This window comes from uncultured Ruthenibacterium sp. (genome assembly GCF_963558415.1).
Classification (GTDB): Bacteria; Bacillota; Clostridia; order Oscillospirales; family Ruminococcaceae; genus Ruthenibacterium.
Window position 1 is genome coordinate 1 of the sequence record NZ_CAUWGY010000047.1, and the last position, 17,061, is coordinate 17,061.

The following is a 17,061-nucleotide window of genomic DNA, read 5'->3' on the forward strand; positions in this document are numbered from 1 at the left end:
CTGGTTTTCAATACTTTCCCCCTTCCCTGTAAATTTGGATTTTCTGGAATAAATAGCAATTTTCCTTTCATCACTCATTGTTTACCCTCGATTTGTTACTTTACTGTAAAAAAGTCTCCTAACTTAATTTTGCGCCTAATTAGGCAAATTTTCCAAAAGTATTTCTATATCATACGCCAATTCCTCCTTTTTTATATTTTATCTACTTTAAACACGTCAAATTTGCTAGTTTGACTCCGGTTATTTTTCACAAAAATAAAGGCCTGCTCTTGTCCATCGCTAACAAAAGCAAGCCTTTTAATATGTTTTTATAGAAGAAAAACCACCTTTGGCTTAATCAACCTCTGGTGGTTTTTACAATTCTTCAATGTTTTCTCCAAGTATACGAACTATATTGCAAAAGTTCTTGACCTGTCCCGCGTCCTTTCCTCTCAACGAAGAAGCTAAGGAAATAAAAAATGCTGTTTCATCTTCTGAAGAATCGAGTAAAAAGGAATCCACACTTGTATGAAGAGCTTGTGCTATACGAAAGATTGCATCCAGTGAAGCAATTCGCGTTCCTCGTTCAATATGGCCAATATGGGCTGTTGAAAAAAATGTCCGCTCTCCTAATTCTGCCTGCGTAAGTCCCGATGCTTCACGTGCTGCACGAATCCTTGCTCCAATAGCAACATAATCTAGCTTCGTATTCATCCTTTCACCTCAATTCCCATTTATTATACGGAATTTGAGGCGGTTAATAAATTCATTCTTGACCATAAGCCTTTTATATTGACTATAAGCATTTTATGCGATATTCTAAAAGAAAAGGAGGGTTATCATGCATTCAAAATTGTCTCGCATCACTTTAATATTGATTATTTCCGGGCTATGTTTAGTTAGTTGCTCTTCTTTCAGCTCGTCATCCTCAACGGACTCTACGTTAACTTTCCCTACATCCTCAACAAGTGATGTCTTTTCGAATCGACCAACAAAAAACGGTGGAATTTCTAAGAGCGAAAAAATTAAATACTCTAAAAGGTTTTAATATCGTTCATTAAAAAATAAGGAGGAGTCTATCATGCCTGAAAATTCAAATCCGCAAATTATTACCCCAGAGAACACTTCATCCGCGCCCAATATTTCTTTTAAAACGCGTTTTTTATCTCTAACCTCTAAAAAACGTATACTTTTGATTGTCGCTGCAGTACTTGTATTATGGCTTCTTTTCAGCCTTTTAAGCATCGGGGGCACGGCTGATCCAATTGATATTGTAAAAAACAGCTATCTCTCTGGATATCCCGATGCAACAATGGGAGAAATTTTGGAAATTGGTTATATCAATCATTGGAGCAGCGAATCAACCAATGATCGCAACTTGTATATTGTCCAAGCCGATGGTATCAGTGCCAGTGGAAGCGCTATGATCTTCCGCTTTATTGTAGACGTCAAAGAAAAGGCCTGGGAGCTCGACTCGTTCAGTAATAATGGTGTAGTCTTGCCTAGCGAAGTCCTAGACTCGGTTGTCGGAAATCTACTGGATAACTGGTACATTATGACTCAATATTAAAGCGGAGGGATAAAATGCAAATGAAATGTCCTCAATGCGGTAATCTACTTATTGAAAATGCACAATGCTGCAGACATTGCGGTTTACCTATTGTAACATTTTGCGGTTCACCTGTTACGACGGAAGATGCCGTGAATCTTTCATCGGAATCTTCAAACAAAATATCCACCAAAAAGAGCGCCTTAAAAAAGGCACTTTTAATCATTGTCGGGTTATTTGTGCTTTTCATTTGTTTTCTCTACATATTGGGAAGCCAAAGCAGAAGTGGATTCATTATCGAATCCACTAACACAACTTCTGGATGTGCATTTAATTTAACTTTGGATGAACTCATTGCTAATTACAACAGTAATGTTGGCAAAATTACTGATGGGAACAATCAAGTGGTAAGCAAAGATTCTTTTGATACAATTCAATTAGATCTTTTCGAGGCGATGAAACTCGAAAAGGACGATTTTATTGCAGAACCTTTGGCTGATGGAAGCACTGTTTACTATACAAATCCCGATGGGACCGGGCATCAGTTTGCAGTCGCCGTAGATTCCAACGGTCATGTCTACTCCGCATCTTCCAGTTTCCCGATGGATTCAGACGCTTCTTTTACAGTTTATCATACCTTAAGAGCTGAATGGCTACGTGCTGCAGCATATCCAATTGTAGATTTTACAAAGATTACCGCTGTTTCTCTTCAAGTATCTGAACAAGCTGCCCAAGATGGCGCTATGGAAACTAACAATGGTTTTTTCTCCGAAACCATCAATAATGAATGCGAAATTATGCAAGTGTATAATTGGGAAGAAAATTATGTGAACAATGGAGTACTGGCTATTAAAAAATAACCACGGAAGGCGATTATAATGATACCTGCAACTGTAGAAATTTTAAAAGGAACTTCTTCCGCCTCTACTAAAAATGGGTATACCCTTACTGTGCCTACCATTACAGCGATGGTACAGAGCAAAAGGCTACCGCTTTATCCGAAGGAAGCCCCGATAGTCCTTTGCATGCAGCACACAGACAAGCCCGTATTCCATCCCTTTCTGTTTTGTTAGAGCTTGCCTAGTAAGGCGCTTGCCGATGGCTGGGAAACTACCACAGTACTTTACAAACACAAGAAATTGAAAGAAAATAGGAGTGCATAACAAATGAACACCTCGCAAACAAAGAAAAATGAAAAGATAAATCTAATTCTGAGAATCGTGGCTTTGGTAATTTTGATATGGGGGATAAGTTCAATTATCAACTATTTTTCAAATGCTAAGCCTATTCGTTCTGCCGAAAATTATGTTAATCAGCAAGTATATCAATTATCAGGACAAACATGCAAAACCTTTGATTCCGAGGTTATTTACAAAAGCGGAAGCGAACGGCTAATTTCCGTAAAATTTTATCTCGAAGACACCTCAAAACCATCTGGTTCATTTTGCGTATACTGCATCTATAAATCTGCTTACGATAGTACGACAATGATGGATGCCGACTTTTCTTATGAAGAACATCTTGACGAGCTGAAAGCATTATTCGGTGTCGGCATTTGATTTACAGCTACTTATTCACCCCACTATACTCTATAGACCGTTATCTCTTTCGGCGAACCATGCCCGCCCAAACACCTAAAACACTCTATGCGATCTTATAGACTCCCATCAGAACCGTTGAAGCATTTCTTTTAAACAACTTTGAGCACTTCACTTATGTGAGGTGCTCTTTTTATTTCACTTGATTCTTTTTAAAACAACAGGCTAAATTTTCTTTACTGCTATTGGGGGCTTGAAGCGTCCTCTAAATCTTTATAACTTTTGGCGAAGCCTTGTTGCCTGTAAAGTCTTAAAAGGTCTGCAAGGCTCCTCTAAACCTCTGTTACAACGCTTTATGCGTAATTTTCCGGTTTCTTTGCATATGCTTCTTTTAAAAACTTGTCTCGTTCAGTTTTTATTGAAAGTAACCATTTCAAAATCAAACACTTACTGTTTTAAAATATCCTACCTGTATTGATAAGAAGGTCACGAGAGTATGCCTCTCCTGGACCTGAAAAATCAATACAAGGAGGCTTTTTCTTTTATGGAGAAAATTGAGTGTTTATATGGTGAAACCGTCCAAGAACCACCCCCTACCGCTTCCACAATCCTTTGGAAAACCAGTAGATACGTTGCGGCGCAAATTTCCCTCAATCACCCCGGAAAATCAAATCATTGCAAAAAGCTTGATAAAGAACATTATGTTGATCTCACTACCGGTGAATTAAAAGAATACCACCTGCGGGAACAAACGATCCGTCCAATGTCTGCTTTTCACAGGCTACGGCGGCTTATCAACAACAATTTTCACGGAAGCTCCTCAGAATGGCATATAACGTTGACGTATAAAATTCTCAACTCCTCTGCGGAACAATTAAGCAAAGACTTTAAAGCCTTCTGGAAAAAATTCCGTTATCGCCATCCCAATTGTGAGTATATCGCCATTCCAGAGCCTCACAAATGTCATGGTTGACATATGCATGTTCTGATCAAATGTAATACTTTATTCCCGCCTCATGCCGAACTTTCACGGCTTTGGGGGCATGGCTACGTTTGGATTTCAGAAATATCTCCAGAGCAAAATATTGGTGCTTATTTCGTTCCATCTACCCGTGAAATCTCAGTAGAAAAGGATTTTTCAGGAGAAAGCAAATCTGCACTTACCCCGCCAATATGAAAATTTACCATTGTTCAAAAGGCATTCAAACCCCTCAACCTTTTTTCATACCCTACGGAGAACTTTCAAAAGTTGTAGGGAATATAAAACCGTATTTTAAGTCGCATATCATGGTTTCTGAAGGTAATGAGCTTTTAAACGAAGTTATTTACGAACAATTTGACCTGTCAAAAAAATGAAAATTTAGTGATTGAAATTTTATGACCTGAATTGGTGATCGGTTGAAGACCGGTTAATCTAAAAAAGGAGTTGATAGATATGAAAATCTATCGAGAAATTCCAACCGATGCCAATTCCCTTGTTAGCCATGAGCAGATAATGGATGAAATCACGCTTGCCATTGCCGGGTACAAGGTCGCCTTGAAGCTTTCGGGTTCATGGACACCCAGCTAAGGAATCAATTCAATTCCACACTTTCAGCATTAAAAGGAAAATTGCATGAGGTAGAGATTGACAGTCGGCACAATGCAGAAGCACCTTTCCGTATAAACGAAACCCACAAAGGTGTGTGAGGAGGTGCGGTGATAGTGGACAAACTGAACAGCATATCCTTTTCCAAACGAGGGAAAGGAGCATCCAGAAAAAATCCTATGAACATTGTCGCCCACCTTCCCGCCGATTTGTCCGATTTATATCGAAGCCTTGCCGAAATTCATGCAAAGGCCATCGTAAAGCAAATCAATCGGCTGGATTGCCCGTATGATCAAAAAGTAGAAATCTTGAGAAGCTTCTCAGCGTCTGTTCAAAACAACAAGGCTGTTTAATCCCTTTATCCCTACCGGGTGGAGACCATGATCTCTGCCCGGTTTTCTTATACAATCTTTTTTAGCTTTTCATAATTTTCCCTTGATATTTGTATCCGCTCCGCTTTCCACTTCTTTACAGTCGACCTGCAACGTCTGTGCAAGCTGCCATTGCCGCATTTTTGCCTTCTGACGCAGTAGCTTTATCCCCTGACCCTGTCCTTTATAAAGAAAGCACTGGTATTCATCCAAAATCCTGTCCGGCTCAACTTTCAATAAATCCAGGGCTTTACCCAGCCTGTCCATTGGGCAAGGGTACTTATCCCGTTCATATTCGCTGTACGTCGTCCGGTCGATTCCCAGTATTTCAGCCATTTCCTTTTGCTGGTATCCCGCTTGATAACGGTAATAGCGAAGCTGCATTCCAAGCGTCTTTTCTTCTTTTGCATAGTACCTTTGAAAAAACGTCCGCATCGCCGCTGAAGTGCGCGAATGCGGAACATAAAAGGAATGCTTTATCATGGGAGCAATGCTGGCCTGTCCATTTTTGCTGGCATACAACAGCCAAATGGAGTCTCCCGCTTTTCGCCATAATTTCCACTTTGCACTGTGGGAGCCTGTTTCACCGCTTATCCCGTCAAACGAGCCGTAAGAGAGGGGGTGCTTTTTCAATACATCTGGCTGCATAAGTAGCAAAGCGGGCTCCTTTTGTATTATCAAAACTATTCACTGCCTTAATTAATCCAATGGTTCCTATACTAATTAAGTCTTCTTGCTCGGATGTGGCTCCTGCATAATATTTTTTTACAATATGAGCCACCAAACGCAGATTGTGACGAATCAACTTTTCCCTTGCAGCAGAGCTTCCATTCTTAAATGCCGCGAAAGCTTCAATTTCTTCACGGGCATTCAATGGTTTTGGGAAACTGCTACTTTCTAGATGTAAAGCAAAATATAAAATATGCGTAGCAATAAAACTCAATATCATTCCAAACAAAATTTTCATCCCCCTTCATGATTTTATTCTATGGGGGTCCCTTGTACAAAAATGCTAAATATTACAGGCATCGCCCATATGTACTTTCGACAAACGTTTTTACGCATTTCGCATGCGCTCTAAATACAAAAAAGGCTTGTGGAATACATATTCCACAAGCCTTTTAACTGGCGGAGAGTTAGGGATTTGAACCCTAGGTACCTTTAAAGGGTACACACGATTTCCAGTCGTGCGCCTTAGACCACTCAGCCAACTCTCCACGGCACAAAGTGCTTTATTATATTACCCGATTTGAAAATAAAAGTCAAGCGATAAATAAAAAAAAGAAAAAAGAATCTAACTTTTCCCCTATTGACCAGCGTCTCTTGCCTTTATATAATTAAAGTATATCTTGTTAAAAAGATAACAGTCTAGAAAGGTTCGGTGTTTGTCATGAATATTTGTGTTTGTGTAGGTTCTTCTTGTCATTTAAAGGGATCTTACGATGTGATTCAGCTAATGAAGGAAAATCTTGAAAAAAACAACCTGACGGATAAGGTGAATCTTTCTGCTGCCTTTTGCCTTGGAAAATGCACCCATGGAGTATCCATAAAGATCGATGACGAAATTGTAACCGGTCTAAACAAAGAAACATTCGACGAAATTTTCAACGAAAAAGTCCTGGGAGGGCTTTCGAAATGAACAAGTTTCTACAGCTCAAAAAATCGAACTGCAAGAACTGTTACAAGTGTATTCGAAACTGTCCTGTTAAGAGCATCAAATTTGCCAATGGTCAAGCTAATATTGTTGCGGATGATTGCATTTTATGCGGAAATTGTTTTGTAAATTGCCCGCAAGATGCCAAACAGGTCCGACTGGATACTTTCCATGTAAAAGAATTAATTGCGTCGGGTCGTCCTGTCGTTGCAAGCGTAGCTCCATCTTTTATCGCGGAATTTCCGGTTCAGGATTTTTCTGCTATGCAAAAAGCCTTGTTATCTCTTGGATTCTCGGATGCACAGGAAACGGCCATTGGTGCAACTGTGGTAAAACAGCAATACGAAAAAATGATTGCTGATGGACAACACGATGTAATCATTTCGTCCTGTTGTCACAGTATCAACTCTCTTATCCAAAAGTATCATCCACTTGCGCTTCCGATGCTTGCGCCTGTGTTATCTCCTATGTTGGCTCATGGAAAATTGATTAAAGAAGCTAAACCGGATGCTGCCGTTGTTTTCATTGGCCCTTGTATCTCCAAAAAGGAAGAAGCTGAAATCTACTCTGAATATTGCGATGCCGTTCTTACTTTTGAAGAGCTTGAGGCCTGGTTTGACGAAAAAGGCATTCACTTTTTATCTTCCTCTCCAGAAGATGTTGGAACCAAGCGTGCGCGCTTTTTCCCCATCAAGGGTGGAATCATTAAAAGCATGCATACTGACCACACGGAATTTACTTATTTGGCAGTAGATGGTGTGCAAAATTGTATTGCCGCATTGAAGGAAATTGAAGCAGGAAATTTACATCATTGTTTCATAGAAATGAACGCATGTGAAGGAGCTTGCATCAACGGACCTGGTATTCGTCATCATCATGCTTCACAATTAAACGGAGAAATAAAAGTTTTGGGGTTTGCCGGCGAGGGAGATTTTTCCACCAAAGATCCTGGCGACTTATCGAAAAACATTCCTTATATAGGGACACATAGTCAAATTCCCGGAGAAAACACTATCCGTGAAATCTTGGCAAAAATGGGAAAGACTACTCCTGAACAAGAATTGAATTGTGGAAGCTGCGGCTATAATACATGTCGAGAAAAAGCAATCGCCGTGTATCAGGGTAAAGCGGATTTATCTATGTGTCTTCCCTATTTGAAAGAGCGGGCCGAGACCTTTTCTGGTTATGTCATCAACACAACTCCCAATGCGATTTTTGTTTTGGATGAGGATTTGTGTGTGCAGCAAATTAACCGTGCTGGATGCGGATTATTCAATTTAAAGTCACCAACGGACATCGTCGGTTCTCCAATTGTCCGTCTTTTGAATCCGGCTGAATACCTGAATGTGATGACAACTGGTATCCCGGTGAAGGAGAAAAAGCGTTACCTTGCTGAGTATAATAAGTATGTCTCTGAAACAATCGTATACGACCGGGAATATCATATCATTTTCAGCATCATGCGTGATATTACTTCTGAGGAAGAGCAAGCCAATCAACATACGGAATTATGCAATCGCACTGCTGAAATTACCAATGAGGTCATTGAAAAGCAGATGCGTGTCGTACAAGAAATCGCGAGTCTCTTGGGAGAAACCACTGCTGAAACCAAAATTGCATTGACGCAATTACGGGATGCCATTCAAAAATAAAGCAGAGAGAGGCAGAGCCAGATGATGAATCACTTATGGACCGATACTGGTTATATCAGTATCAATCATGTAGGCGAACAACTGTGTGGCGACCGCGTAGAAATCATTGGTGACAATGAAAATTCCGTAACTTTGGTTTTGGCGGATGGTCTGGGAAGTGGTGTAAAAGCGAATATTTTATCTACGCTCACAAGTAAAATCATTTGCACCATGATGGCGAATAATATGCCAATTGAAGAATGTGTAGATACAATTGTCAAAACCCTTCCCGTTTGTCAGATTCGTAAAGTTGCCTATTCTACTTTTACAATTATTCGCGTAACCGACAATTCTATTGCCGAAATCATTCAATTTGATAATCCAAATGTAATTCTTCTGAGGAATGGAAAAAGCGTAGATTATCCCATTACAAGCCGCGTAATTGAGGGAAAAACCATTTTAGAAACAAAGATTCCCCTACAGCTCCACGATGTGTTTATCGCTATGAGCGATGGAGCTATTTATGCCGGCGTTGGAAAAAGCATGAATTTCGGATGGCAAAGAGAAAACATCATCGAATATATTGAACGTCTGTACGAGGACTCTTTGTCAGCCAAAATGATTTCTTCGCTCATCGTAGATGAGTGCAATCGCTTGTACGAAGGTGAGCCAGGTGATGATACTACTGTAGCCGCTATTCGTATTCGCGAACGTGCACCGGTGAATCTTCTGTTTGGGCCACCGGCTGATCCGAAAGATTGCAGTAAAATGATGACACTGTTTTTTTCAAAGGAAGGCAAACGAATTATCTGTGGTGGAACCACTTCTAAAATTGCCGCAGATTATCTACATGAGAACATTGAAACCTCAATTGAGTATGGCACTGATTCCGATATTCCACCCATCGCTCATATTAAAGGTGTGGATCTTGTGACGGAAGGCGTCATTACCATGAGCAAAGTGGTACAGTACGCGAAAACTTTTGTGGAAGGCTCCGATTTATCTAATATGTGGAGTCTGCAAACTGACGGTGCTTCCCTTATTGCGCAAATGCTGTTTGAGTACGCTACAGATGTCAATTTTTTTGTTGGAAAAGCAATTAATCCTGCGCATCAGAATCCGGATCTTCCCATCACCTTTGGTATCAAAATTCGTCTTGTAGAAGAATTGACGGAATACCTAAAGAAAATGGGAAAGCAAATCAAAGTCAGTTATTTTTAATGAATTTTAGAAAAAGGGCTAGAACGCAAAACGTTCTGGCCCTTTTCACATTTGATTTGGCAATTCATATACTAATAATGTCAAACGTCTTGACACAAAAAAGGAGGTTTTTTTATGTCCATGCCAGTTATTACTACATCCCCCAACCCTATTTCAATGAGCCAAGCAATTACCGACCTTCTGGAGTCTATTGCAATGGAAGAGACTGCTCTCAGCCATATTCTCAATGCGGAAGGCGAAAAGATTCAGAAAGCTTTGTCTTGGGACGATATCTCCTTAGAACAAATTATGGAAGTCAATTCAACTGTTATGGAAATGGTCTCCACAGTGAATGAACTGGAACACACTTTGCGGGATAAACTTGAATTCATATCCAATAATCTATATTATCCTTCCCGCGATCCTCAATAAGAAAAGCCGTCGACTGATGTTTCCAGTCGACGGCTTTTCTTATCAAATGCCACCCAAATAAGCGGCTTTTACTTTCGGGTCTTTTGCCAGTTCCGAGGCATCTCCCGACATTGCAATCACGCCAGTTTCCAAAACATATGCGCGATTGGCAATCTCCAATGCCATTTTTGCATTTTGTTCTACTAATAAAATGGTAACACCCGATTGATTCACATCGTGAATAATTTTAAAAATTTCCTGCACCAGAAGCGGCGATAAGCCCATAGAGGGCTCGTCCAAAAGCAACATTTTAGGATTGCACATCAGTGCACGCCCAATTGCCAACATTTGTTGTTCTCCGCCTGAAAGCGTTCCTGCAAGCTGTCTTCTCCGCTCCTTCAAACGCGGCAAACGCTCAAAAACCATTTCATAATCCGCCGCGATTGCATCCGCTCCATCAGTTCGTGTAAAAGCACCCAATTCCAAATTTTGCTGAACTGTAAGATTAGCAAATACTCGGCGTCCTTCAGGTACTTGTGTCAATCCCAATTTTATAATTTGATGGGCCTCCATATGACTGATTGGATTTCCGCAAAAGGTGATTTCTCCCGAAGTGGGTTTTAAAAGCTTGGAAATCGCATGCAGCGTCGTCGTTTTCCCTGCTCCATTCGCCCCAATTAATGTTACAATCTCTCCTTGATTTACGGAAAAGGAAATTCCTTTGATTGCATGAATAGCTCCATAAGATACATGCAAATCTTTTACGCAAAGCATTTCTTCCACTCTTATTCCCCTCCCAAATAGGCCGCAATCACTTTGGGATTGTTTCGAACCTGCTGCGGGTCGCCTTGTGCAATGATACGACCATAGTCCAAAACCACAATTTGTTCGCACAAACCCATAACAAAACTCATATCATGTTCAATCAACAAAATTGCCACTTGAAAGTGTTCTCGCACAAACTTGATGGTCTCCATCAACTCAGCCGTTTCATTTGGATTCATTCCAGCGGCCGGTTCGTCCAAAAGTAAAAGTTTGGGAGTAGTAGCCAACGCGCGCGCAATTTCCAGTTTTCTTTGCTTTCCATATGGCAAGCTGGAAGCCAACTGTTTTGCCTCGTCCTCAAGATTAAATATTTTAAGGAGAGACATTGCTTTTCCACGCATTTCTCGCTCTTTTTCATAATACGAGGGGAGATGAAAAATCCCTTCTAAAGTTGAATATTTGATTTGATTGTGGAGTCCAACTTTGACATTATCCAAAACAGTCATGTCTTTAAAAAGGCGTATATTCTGGAACGTCCTTGCAATTCCAGCCTTCGAGATTGCAGCCGGCGCCTGACCTGTAATATTAACACCATCAAGAATAATATCTCCCTCCGTGGGCTGATAAACTCCAGTTAACATATTAAACACCGTCGTTTTACCCGCTCCATTGGGGCCAATCAAGCCATATAAACCACCTTTTTCCAATCGGAGGTCCACTTTATCAACCGCCTGCAAACCGCCAAATGCAATGCCTAGATTTGATACTTCTAGCAAAGCCATGCTTATTCCTCCTCCGCATTGGTCTTCTTTTTAGAGAACTTAAAAAGTTGTGGCAATCGTGTTTTTAAATTCAATCGCCATTCTTTTCCCTTTTCACTCTGATTGAACAGCATGATGGCAATCAAAACCACCGCATAAATTAACATGCGATAATCATTGAGACTACGCAGCAGCTCAGGAAGTACCGTCAAAATCGTTGCAGCAATAATGGAACCACGAATATTTCCGATTCCACCCAAAACTACAAATACTAAAATCAAAATAGAAGTATTATAGTCAAATTTTCGCGCGACCAAAGAAGAATAGTTATGGGCATAAAGAACACCAGCTATTCCAGCCAACATTGCACTTAACGAAAACGCAATCATTTTGTACTTTGTTACATTCACGCCAACCGATTCGGCAGCAATACGGTTATCTCGAATAGCCATAATGGCACGTCCGGTTCTTGAATGAATCAAATTCAGAACAATAAACAAAGTAAACATCACAAGAAGGAATCCCCAGATAAAATTGGCATCTCGAGGAGTTCCCGTAATTCCCTGTGCACCATTAATTAAAAGAAGGCCATCCGCATCCATATTCAATGCCGTTGCATCTGTCATCGAAAAATGCCATCCGGCATTATCAATTCCCAAATAAATCGAATTCAAAAGATTTTTAATAATTTCACCAAAGGCCAATGTAACAATTGCAAGATAGTCTCCCCGAAGACGCAGAACCGGAATTCCGATCAAAATTCCAAAAATACCGGCCATCAAACCGCCAATCACGAGCGCCAGCAAAAAGCGCAACCATGCTATTGGAATAATATCCTGCATCAAAATCGTGAACATCGCCCCTGAAAAAGCACCAATGCTCATAAAACCAGCATGGCCCAAGCTCAATTCTCCCAAAATTCCCACTGTTAAATTCAAGGAAACTGCCAAAATTACATAAGTACAAATCGGAATAAGTTGTCCCTCCAATTCGAAAGAACTCCAGAAAAAGTCAAAAGTTCAATCACCAAAAAGGCCACAACAACGATGGCATACGTCACAAAATTATTTTTTGTGTTTTTGCTCATATTTTTTAATCCCATCGCTCTCACCTTACACTTTCTCATTGATCTTTTTGCCCATAATACCGGTAGGTTTCACAAGCAATACAATGATCAGAACGCCAAAAACAATGGCATCCGCCAGTTGTGCGGAGATATAAGCCTTACTCAAATTTTCAATTACACCCAAAAGAACGCCGCCAATCATCGCCCCCGGAATTGAGCCAATTCCACCAAACACAGCCGCCACAAACGCTTTTATTCCTGGCATAGCACCTGTTGTCGGTTGTAAAAGCGGATAAGCAGAACATAAAAGTGCACCTGCAATGGCCGCCAAAGCACTTCCAATTGCGAAAGTTAGCGAAATAGTCGCATTTACATTAATCCCCATTAACTGTGCTGCGCCCTTATCCTCAGATACAGCCAGCATCGCCCGCCCCATACGAGTGCGATTAATAAATAGTGTCAAGACTACCATGATAACAATTGACACCAAAATCGTTACAAGCGCCTCTCCGGTAATGGTTAAAGATCCATTCATTAACTTAATAGGCTGAATGGAAACCACAGAAGTAAAGGATTTTGGCGCAGAACCCCAAATTAACAAAGCAAGATTTTGCAATAAATAACTTACGCCAATCGCAGTAATCAAAACCGCTAGACTCGGTGCATTACGCAAAGGTTTGTATGCAACATACTCAATTGTCATTCCCAAAATTGTACATACAACCATAGAAATTAGCACAGATACAATCGCCGGAAGGCCAAGGCTATTCATTGCAATAAAAGCAATATAACCACCCACCATTATTACATCGCCGTGTGCAAAGTTCAACATTTTTGCAATTCCATACACCATGGTATATCCCAAGGCGATGATCGCATAAACACTTCCTAGACTCAAGCCATTTATCAGATAAGATAAAAACTGCATAAAATCTGCCCCTTCTTTGTAGAAGAATTTTGAGGTTGGGAGACTCAATCCAAAAAAAGCCACCGGCCTAATATAGACCGGCGGCTTTTATTACTTTTAAAAATTACATAGCCGCATAAACGCCATTTTCAATTTTGACCGCCTTCGGCTCTTTGTTTGGCTCTCCATCAGCCGACCAAGTAATTCCCGCACTGGTAACTCCATCAACGGAAATTTCAGTGAATGCTGTTTTCAATTTATCACAAATCTCAGACGCACTCATATCCGCCGTCACGCCCGCTTTTTCACAGGCGGCTGCAATGGCATACACACCGTCATACGCGTCAGCCGCAAACTGATTCGGTTCAATTCCAAAGGCCTCTTTATATTTCTCTGTAAAATTCGTCGTGATCTCATCCGAACCAGGAACATACGGAGTCAGCAACATGACTCCCTCAGCCAATGACAAATCAAACTTGTCAACATTCAAAATGCCATCCAAGCCATCGCATCCGAAGAACAACGGTTTATAGCCCTGTGCATCAGCAGTAGTAAGAATCTGAGTTGCTTCTGTATAATAAATCGGAAGGAATACTAATTCTGCACCCGCTGCCTGGCACTTCTGTACCTGAACGCTCATATCCGTTTTGTTATCAGCCGTAAACGGTTCAGCCGCTACAATTTCAATTCCCTGCTTTTCGCATTCTTCTTTAAAGTTTGCGTAGATACCAGAAGAATAAGATGTAGAACTGTCATAAATAACGCCTACTTTTGTAGCAAGTTTATTTTCACCGATAAACTTTGCCGAAGCCGTACCTTGGTTCGGGTCAGAAAAACAGACACGGAACGCATTGTCGTACTGAACGCATTTTTCAGCAGTGCCAGACGGAGTCAATTGGAAAATATTATCATTGTAACTTTCTTCGCCAATGGCAATGGTAGGATCGCTCGTTGTTGCACCAATCAATACCTGCATACCCCAGTCCTTAAGGCTGTTATATGCATTGACGCCTTTTTCAATATCATTCTCATCGTCTTCAAATTTATAGGCGAATTGAATACCACCTTTAGCATTAATCTCATCAACGGCCAATTGAATGCCATTTTTTACTGCTTCTCCATATTGAGCAGCAGAACCAGTAATGGGACCAATACCACCAATTTTGATAGCGTTCGGATCCGCAGCATCATCTTCCGAACCGCCGCAGGCCGCCAATGACAAGGCCATGCAAAATGCCATTACTATACTAAATACCTTCTTCATACCTTTTCCTCCCAACTAAAAGTTCACGACGAACTTCAATTGATAATTATTTTACGCGCAAAACTCCATGTGTTCAATATACCTTTTCTACATACTTTTGTATGCTAAAGCATGATTTTGGTGTATTTTGCATAAAAATGTATGTATCGCAATTAAACGTTCTTTAAAGTGCACATCTGGAAATCTTTGATTTAATGCCATTTACGTCCTAAAAATCATGTTTTAAAGCATAACAATCTTATGAATTTTTTCGGTCAAGTCTTCCTAAAATCGTTCGATAACCGCCATTTCCATATTGAATGCAACGATTTATACGGCTAATGGTTGCGGTGCTAATTTCTACTTCTTTGACAATTTGCTCATAAGTTTTTCCTTCTAAAAGCATACTAGCCGTTTCAACTCGTTGTGCCATATCTGCAAGCTCTTTCATTGTACATAAGTCTTCAAAAAAGTCATAGCATTCGTCGACGGTTTTTAATTCCAAAATCGCTTTAAACAGAATTTCCGTTTTCTGAGACAATTTTTCTTTTTGTGACAAGTGCTCCATCTCCCTTTAAAAGAATTACACTTTTATACTTTAATACTTTAACACAAGAAAATAAAAAAGACAACCATTAAATCCTGAAAATCTACTCTCTCATTGCATTATGGTGAAAAATTCGTTTAAACACCACAACAAAAGGCTGTATCTTTCGTTTTGATTTCCTTATTATCAAGAGAGACATTCTCCGCAAGAGTCAGGTTATCAAAAGCAAAATCTCTTATAGTTTTTTTACCCCAGTATTATTGGTGATGCAAAAAAAGAGAAAAACGTGGACCGAAAGAAAACCCGTGATGAGGTTTTACAAGAAAATCCCGGCAGGCGGTGTTAGGGGCCGTAGCGAAGGTGGAGGCGGCGAACAGCACCACCAAACCATCACCAAGCATCAACAATCATCGGTAAATCGTTTCTTTTGATGTATCCCGCCGCTCTCCCCCGCCCATCTGCGCGGCAATTTGGCGCCCCGGCTGACCGTATTTTCTGCTTCAAGCCTCCCCTTTCTCCTGAGATGGTGGGAGTGGAAAGCAGGAAATTTGGCAACAAAAAAAAGAGAGAAACGCTCCTCTCAGAACGTTTCTCTCTCTATTTTTACCCTATCTCTGCCCTCATTCCGTGGACAAAATAGCATCCTTCGTGGACAAAATGGGAGTGTCGCGGGACAACAGCAAAACTTATTTTACCATGCCTGCAACTTCGGCTGCAAAATCATCGGTACGTTTTTCCAGGCCATCGCCTTTCTCAAAACGAACATATTTTACAACCTTAATATCTCCGCCCAATTCTTTGGCCGTATTTTCAACATACTTAGAAACCGTCAAATCCGGATCCTTTACATATTGCTGGTCAAGCAGGCAGTTCTCTTTGTAATATTTTCCGATTTTGCCCTCAACCATTTTAACCTTTACCTGCTCAGGTTTGCTAGCCAATTTAGGATCATTGCTGATTTGGGCCAAAAGAATCTCTTTCTCTTTAGCCAAAACCTCTGCAGGCACAGCCGCCTCATTCAAGTAGCTCGGATTTACCGCAGCAATTTGCATTGCAATGTCTTTTCCAAATACAGCAAATTCAGCCTTTGCAGCAATCTCATCAGAAGTATCAAACTGAACCAAAACGCCATGGGTGCCGCCGCCATGCACATAGGCAGCACAAATGCCCTCATAACGCTCAAAACGGCGAATTTTAATATTCTCGCCAATCACCAGAATTTTCTCCTGCAAAGCACTCTCAACAGTACCTTCGCCCATTTTGCAGTTCAAAAGGGCAGCAACATCGGCAGGATTTTGATCCATGATGACTTGTGCAACATCCTTTACAAATCCTTTGAACAAGTCATTCTTAGCAACAAAATCCGTTTCTGCGTTTACTTCAACAACAACGCCTAATTTACGAGAAACATCGGAAACAGCATACACCATTCCCTCAGCGGCAATACGACCAGCTTTCTTTGCAGCAGCCGCCAAGCCTTTTTCACGCAAATACTCTACAGCTTTGTCAAAATCGCCATTAGATTCGGTCAAAGCCTTTTTGCAGTCCATCATACCGCAGCCAGTCTGCTCACGCAGATTTTTAACATCTTGTGCAGTGAAAGCCATTTTTCTTCCCCCTTCTCTTATTCAGCAGCAGCTTCCTGAGTTTCTTCCTCTTCAGGAGCATCCTGTGTTCCCTGACGTCCTTCCAAAACTGCATCTGCCATTGCACCGGCAATCAGTTTAACCGCACGAATTGCGTCGTCGTTTCCAGGAATCACATAATCAATCTCATCAGGATCGCAGTTTGTGTCAACGATTGCAACAATGGGAATATTAAGTTTCATTGCTTCGGCAACAGCGATACGCT

Annotated in this window: 20 protein-coding genes, 1 tRNA gene and 1 pseudogene; 10 read left to right on the top strand and 12 right to left on the bottom strand. The window is 40.8% G+C overall.

Annotation, left to right across the window (positions count from 1 at the left end; all coding sequences use genetic code 11):
• Positions 1-354: 354 nt before the first annotated feature.
• A complete protein-coding gene (locus tag AB5H98_RS08725; protein ID WP_367925527.1) occupies positions 355-693 on the bottom strand; it encodes a helix-turn-helix domain-containing protein in 339 nt (112 codons plus the stop codon).
• 367 nt (positions 694-1,060) lie between these two features.
• On the opposite strand from AB5H98_RS08725, the gene AB5H98_RS08730 reads away from it, so the two are divergent.
• The 6 genes from AB5H98_RS08730 (at position 1,061) to AB5H98_RS08755 (ending at position 5,007) form a co-directional block, all read left to right on the top strand.
• Positions 1,061-1,549 carry a hypothetical protein gene (locus AB5H98_RS08730; protein WP_367925528.1) on the top strand — a complete coding sequence of 163 codons (489 nt, stop codon included), beginning with the start codon at positions 1,061-1,063 and terminating at the stop codon, positions 1,547-1,549.
• A gap of 14 nt (positions 1,550-1,563) precedes the next feature.
• On the top strand, positions 1,564-2,388 hold the full coding sequence (locus AB5H98_RS08735; RefSeq protein ID WP_367925529.1) for a hypothetical protein: 825 nt from the start codon (positions 1,564-1,566) through the stop codon (positions 2,386-2,388).
• Positions 2,389-2,694: 306 nt separating this feature from the next.
• A complete protein-coding gene (locus AB5H98_RS08740; protein ID WP_367925530.1) occupies positions 2,695-3,087 on the top strand; it encodes a hypothetical protein in 393 nt (130 codons plus the stop codon).
• A 523-nt stretch (positions 3,088-3,610) separates the two neighbouring features.
• The gene (locus AB5H98_RS08745; protein WP_367925531.1) at positions 3,611-4,039 is read left to right on the top strand and encodes a hypothetical protein; all 429 of its coding nucleotides are present in this window, start codon (positions 3,611-3,613) and stop codon (positions 4,037-4,039) included.
• A gap of 462 nt (positions 4,040-4,501) precedes the next feature.
• Positions 4,502-4,636, top strand: a complete 135-nt coding sequence (locus AB5H98_RS08750; RefSeq protein ID WP_367925532.1) for a hypothetical protein — start codon at positions 4,502-4,504, stop codon at positions 4,634-4,636.
• Positions 4,637-4,770: 134 nt separating this feature from the next.
• Positions 4,771-5,007, top strand: a complete 237-nt coding sequence (locus AB5H98_RS08755) for a hypothetical protein (protein ID WP_367925533.1) — start codon at positions 4,771-4,773, stop codon at positions 5,005-5,007.
• Between the two features lie 69 nt (positions 5,008-5,076).
• Here the strand turns inward: AB5H98_RS08755 and AB5H98_RS08760 are convergent, their stop codons facing one another.
• The 3 genes from AB5H98_RS08760 to AB5H98_RS08770 form a co-directional block, all read right to left on the bottom strand.
• On the bottom strand, positions 5,077-5,673 hold the full coding sequence (locus tag AB5H98_RS08760; RefSeq protein WP_367925534.1) for a helix-turn-helix domain-containing protein: 597 nt from the start codon (positions 5,671-5,673) through the stop codon (positions 5,077-5,079).
• The gene (locus AB5H98_RS08765; RefSeq protein ID WP_367925535.1) at positions 5,624-5,992 is read right to left on the bottom strand and encodes a sigma-70 family RNA polymerase sigma factor; all 369 of its coding nucleotides are present in this window, start codon (positions 5,990-5,992) and stop codon (positions 5,624-5,626) included. Before AB5H98_RS08765 ends, AB5H98_RS08760 begins: the two co-directional genes overlap by 50 nt.
• A 159-nt stretch (positions 5,993-6,151) precedes the next feature.
• Positions 6,152-6,242, bottom strand: a tRNA-Ser gene (locus AB5H98_RS08770).
• A 173-nt stretch (positions 6,243-6,415) separates the two neighbouring features.
• On the opposite strand from AB5H98_RS08770, the gene AB5H98_RS08775 reads away from it, so the two are divergent.
• The 4 genes from AB5H98_RS08775 (at position 6,416) to AB5H98_RS08790 (ending at position 9,942) form a co-directional block, all read left to right on the top strand.
• Positions 6,416-6,664 (top strand): (2Fe-2S) ferredoxin domain-containing protein, encoded by a 249-nt coding sequence (locus AB5H98_RS08775; RefSeq protein ID WP_367925536.1) that lies wholly within the window; start codon positions 6,416-6,418, stop codon positions 6,662-6,664.
• Complete coding sequence (locus AB5H98_RS08780) at positions 6,661-8,331, top strand: [Fe-Fe] hydrogenase large subunit C-terminal domain-containing protein (RefSeq protein WP_367925537.1); 1,671 nt, start codon at positions 6,661-6,663, stop codon at positions 8,329-8,331. Before AB5H98_RS08775 ends, AB5H98_RS08780 begins: the two co-directional genes overlap by 4 nt.
• 24 nt (positions 8,332-8,355) lie before the next feature.
• The gene (locus AB5H98_RS08785) at positions 8,356-9,531 is read left to right on the top strand and encodes a SpoIIE family protein phosphatase (RefSeq protein ID WP_367925545.1); all 1,176 of its coding nucleotides are present in this window, start codon (positions 8,356-8,358) and stop codon (positions 9,529-9,531) included.
• A gap of 114 nt (positions 9,532-9,645) precedes the next feature.
• Entirely contained in the window at positions 9,646-9,942 is a 297-nt protein-coding gene (locus tag AB5H98_RS08790; RefSeq protein ID WP_367925538.1) for a hypothetical protein, read from the top strand.
• A 42-nt stretch (positions 9,943-9,984) separates the two neighbouring features.
• Here AB5H98_RS08790 and AB5H98_RS08795 read toward each other — a convergent pair whose 3' ends face one another.
• The 8 genes and pseudogenes from AB5H98_RS08795 to rpsB all read right to left on the bottom strand — a co-directional run.
• Positions 9,985-10,695 carry an ABC transporter ATP-binding protein gene (locus AB5H98_RS08795; protein ID WP_367925546.1) on the bottom strand — a complete coding sequence of 237 codons (711 nt, stop codon included), beginning with the start codon at positions 10,693-10,695 and terminating at the stop codon, positions 9,985-9,987.
• 11 nt (positions 10,696-10,706) lie between these two features.
• Positions 10,707-11,468, bottom strand: a complete 762-nt coding sequence (locus AB5H98_RS08800) for an ABC transporter ATP-binding protein (RefSeq protein ID WP_367925539.1) — start codon at positions 11,466-11,468, stop codon at positions 10,707-10,709.
• A gap of 2 nt (positions 11,469-11,470) precedes the next feature.
• Positions 11,471-12,549: pseudogene (locus AB5H98_RS08805) on the bottom strand (branched-chain amino acid ABC transporter permease).
• Positions 12,550-12,559: 10 nt separating this feature from the next.
• Positions 12,560-13,441 carry a branched-chain amino acid ABC transporter permease gene (locus AB5H98_RS08810; RefSeq protein ID WP_367925540.1) on the bottom strand — a complete coding sequence of 294 codons (882 nt, stop codon included), beginning with the start codon at positions 13,439-13,441 and terminating at the stop codon, positions 12,560-12,562.
• Between the two features lie 103 nt (positions 13,442-13,544).
• Positions 13,545-14,684, bottom strand: a complete 1,140-nt coding sequence (locus AB5H98_RS08815) for an ABC transporter substrate-binding protein (RefSeq protein WP_367925541.1) — start codon at positions 14,682-14,684, stop codon at positions 13,545-13,547.
• A gap of 238 nt (positions 14,685-14,922) precedes the next feature.
• Entirely contained in the window at positions 14,923-15,231 is a 309-nt protein-coding gene (locus AB5H98_RS08820) for a YerC/YecD family TrpR-related protein (protein WP_367925542.1), read from the bottom strand.
• 665 nt (positions 15,232-15,896) lie between these two features.
• Positions 15,897-16,817: a translation elongation factor Ts gene (gene tsf / locus AB5H98_RS08825; protein WP_367925543.1), complete on the bottom strand. Its 921-nt coding sequence runs from the start codon at positions 16,815-16,817 to the stop codon at positions 15,897-15,899.
• Positions 16,818-16,834: 17 nt separating this feature from the next.
• Positions 16,835-17,061: 30S ribosomal protein S2 (rpsB, locus tag AB5H98_RS08830; protein WP_367925544.1), on the bottom strand; the 227-nt coding region annotated here is incomplete at its 5' end.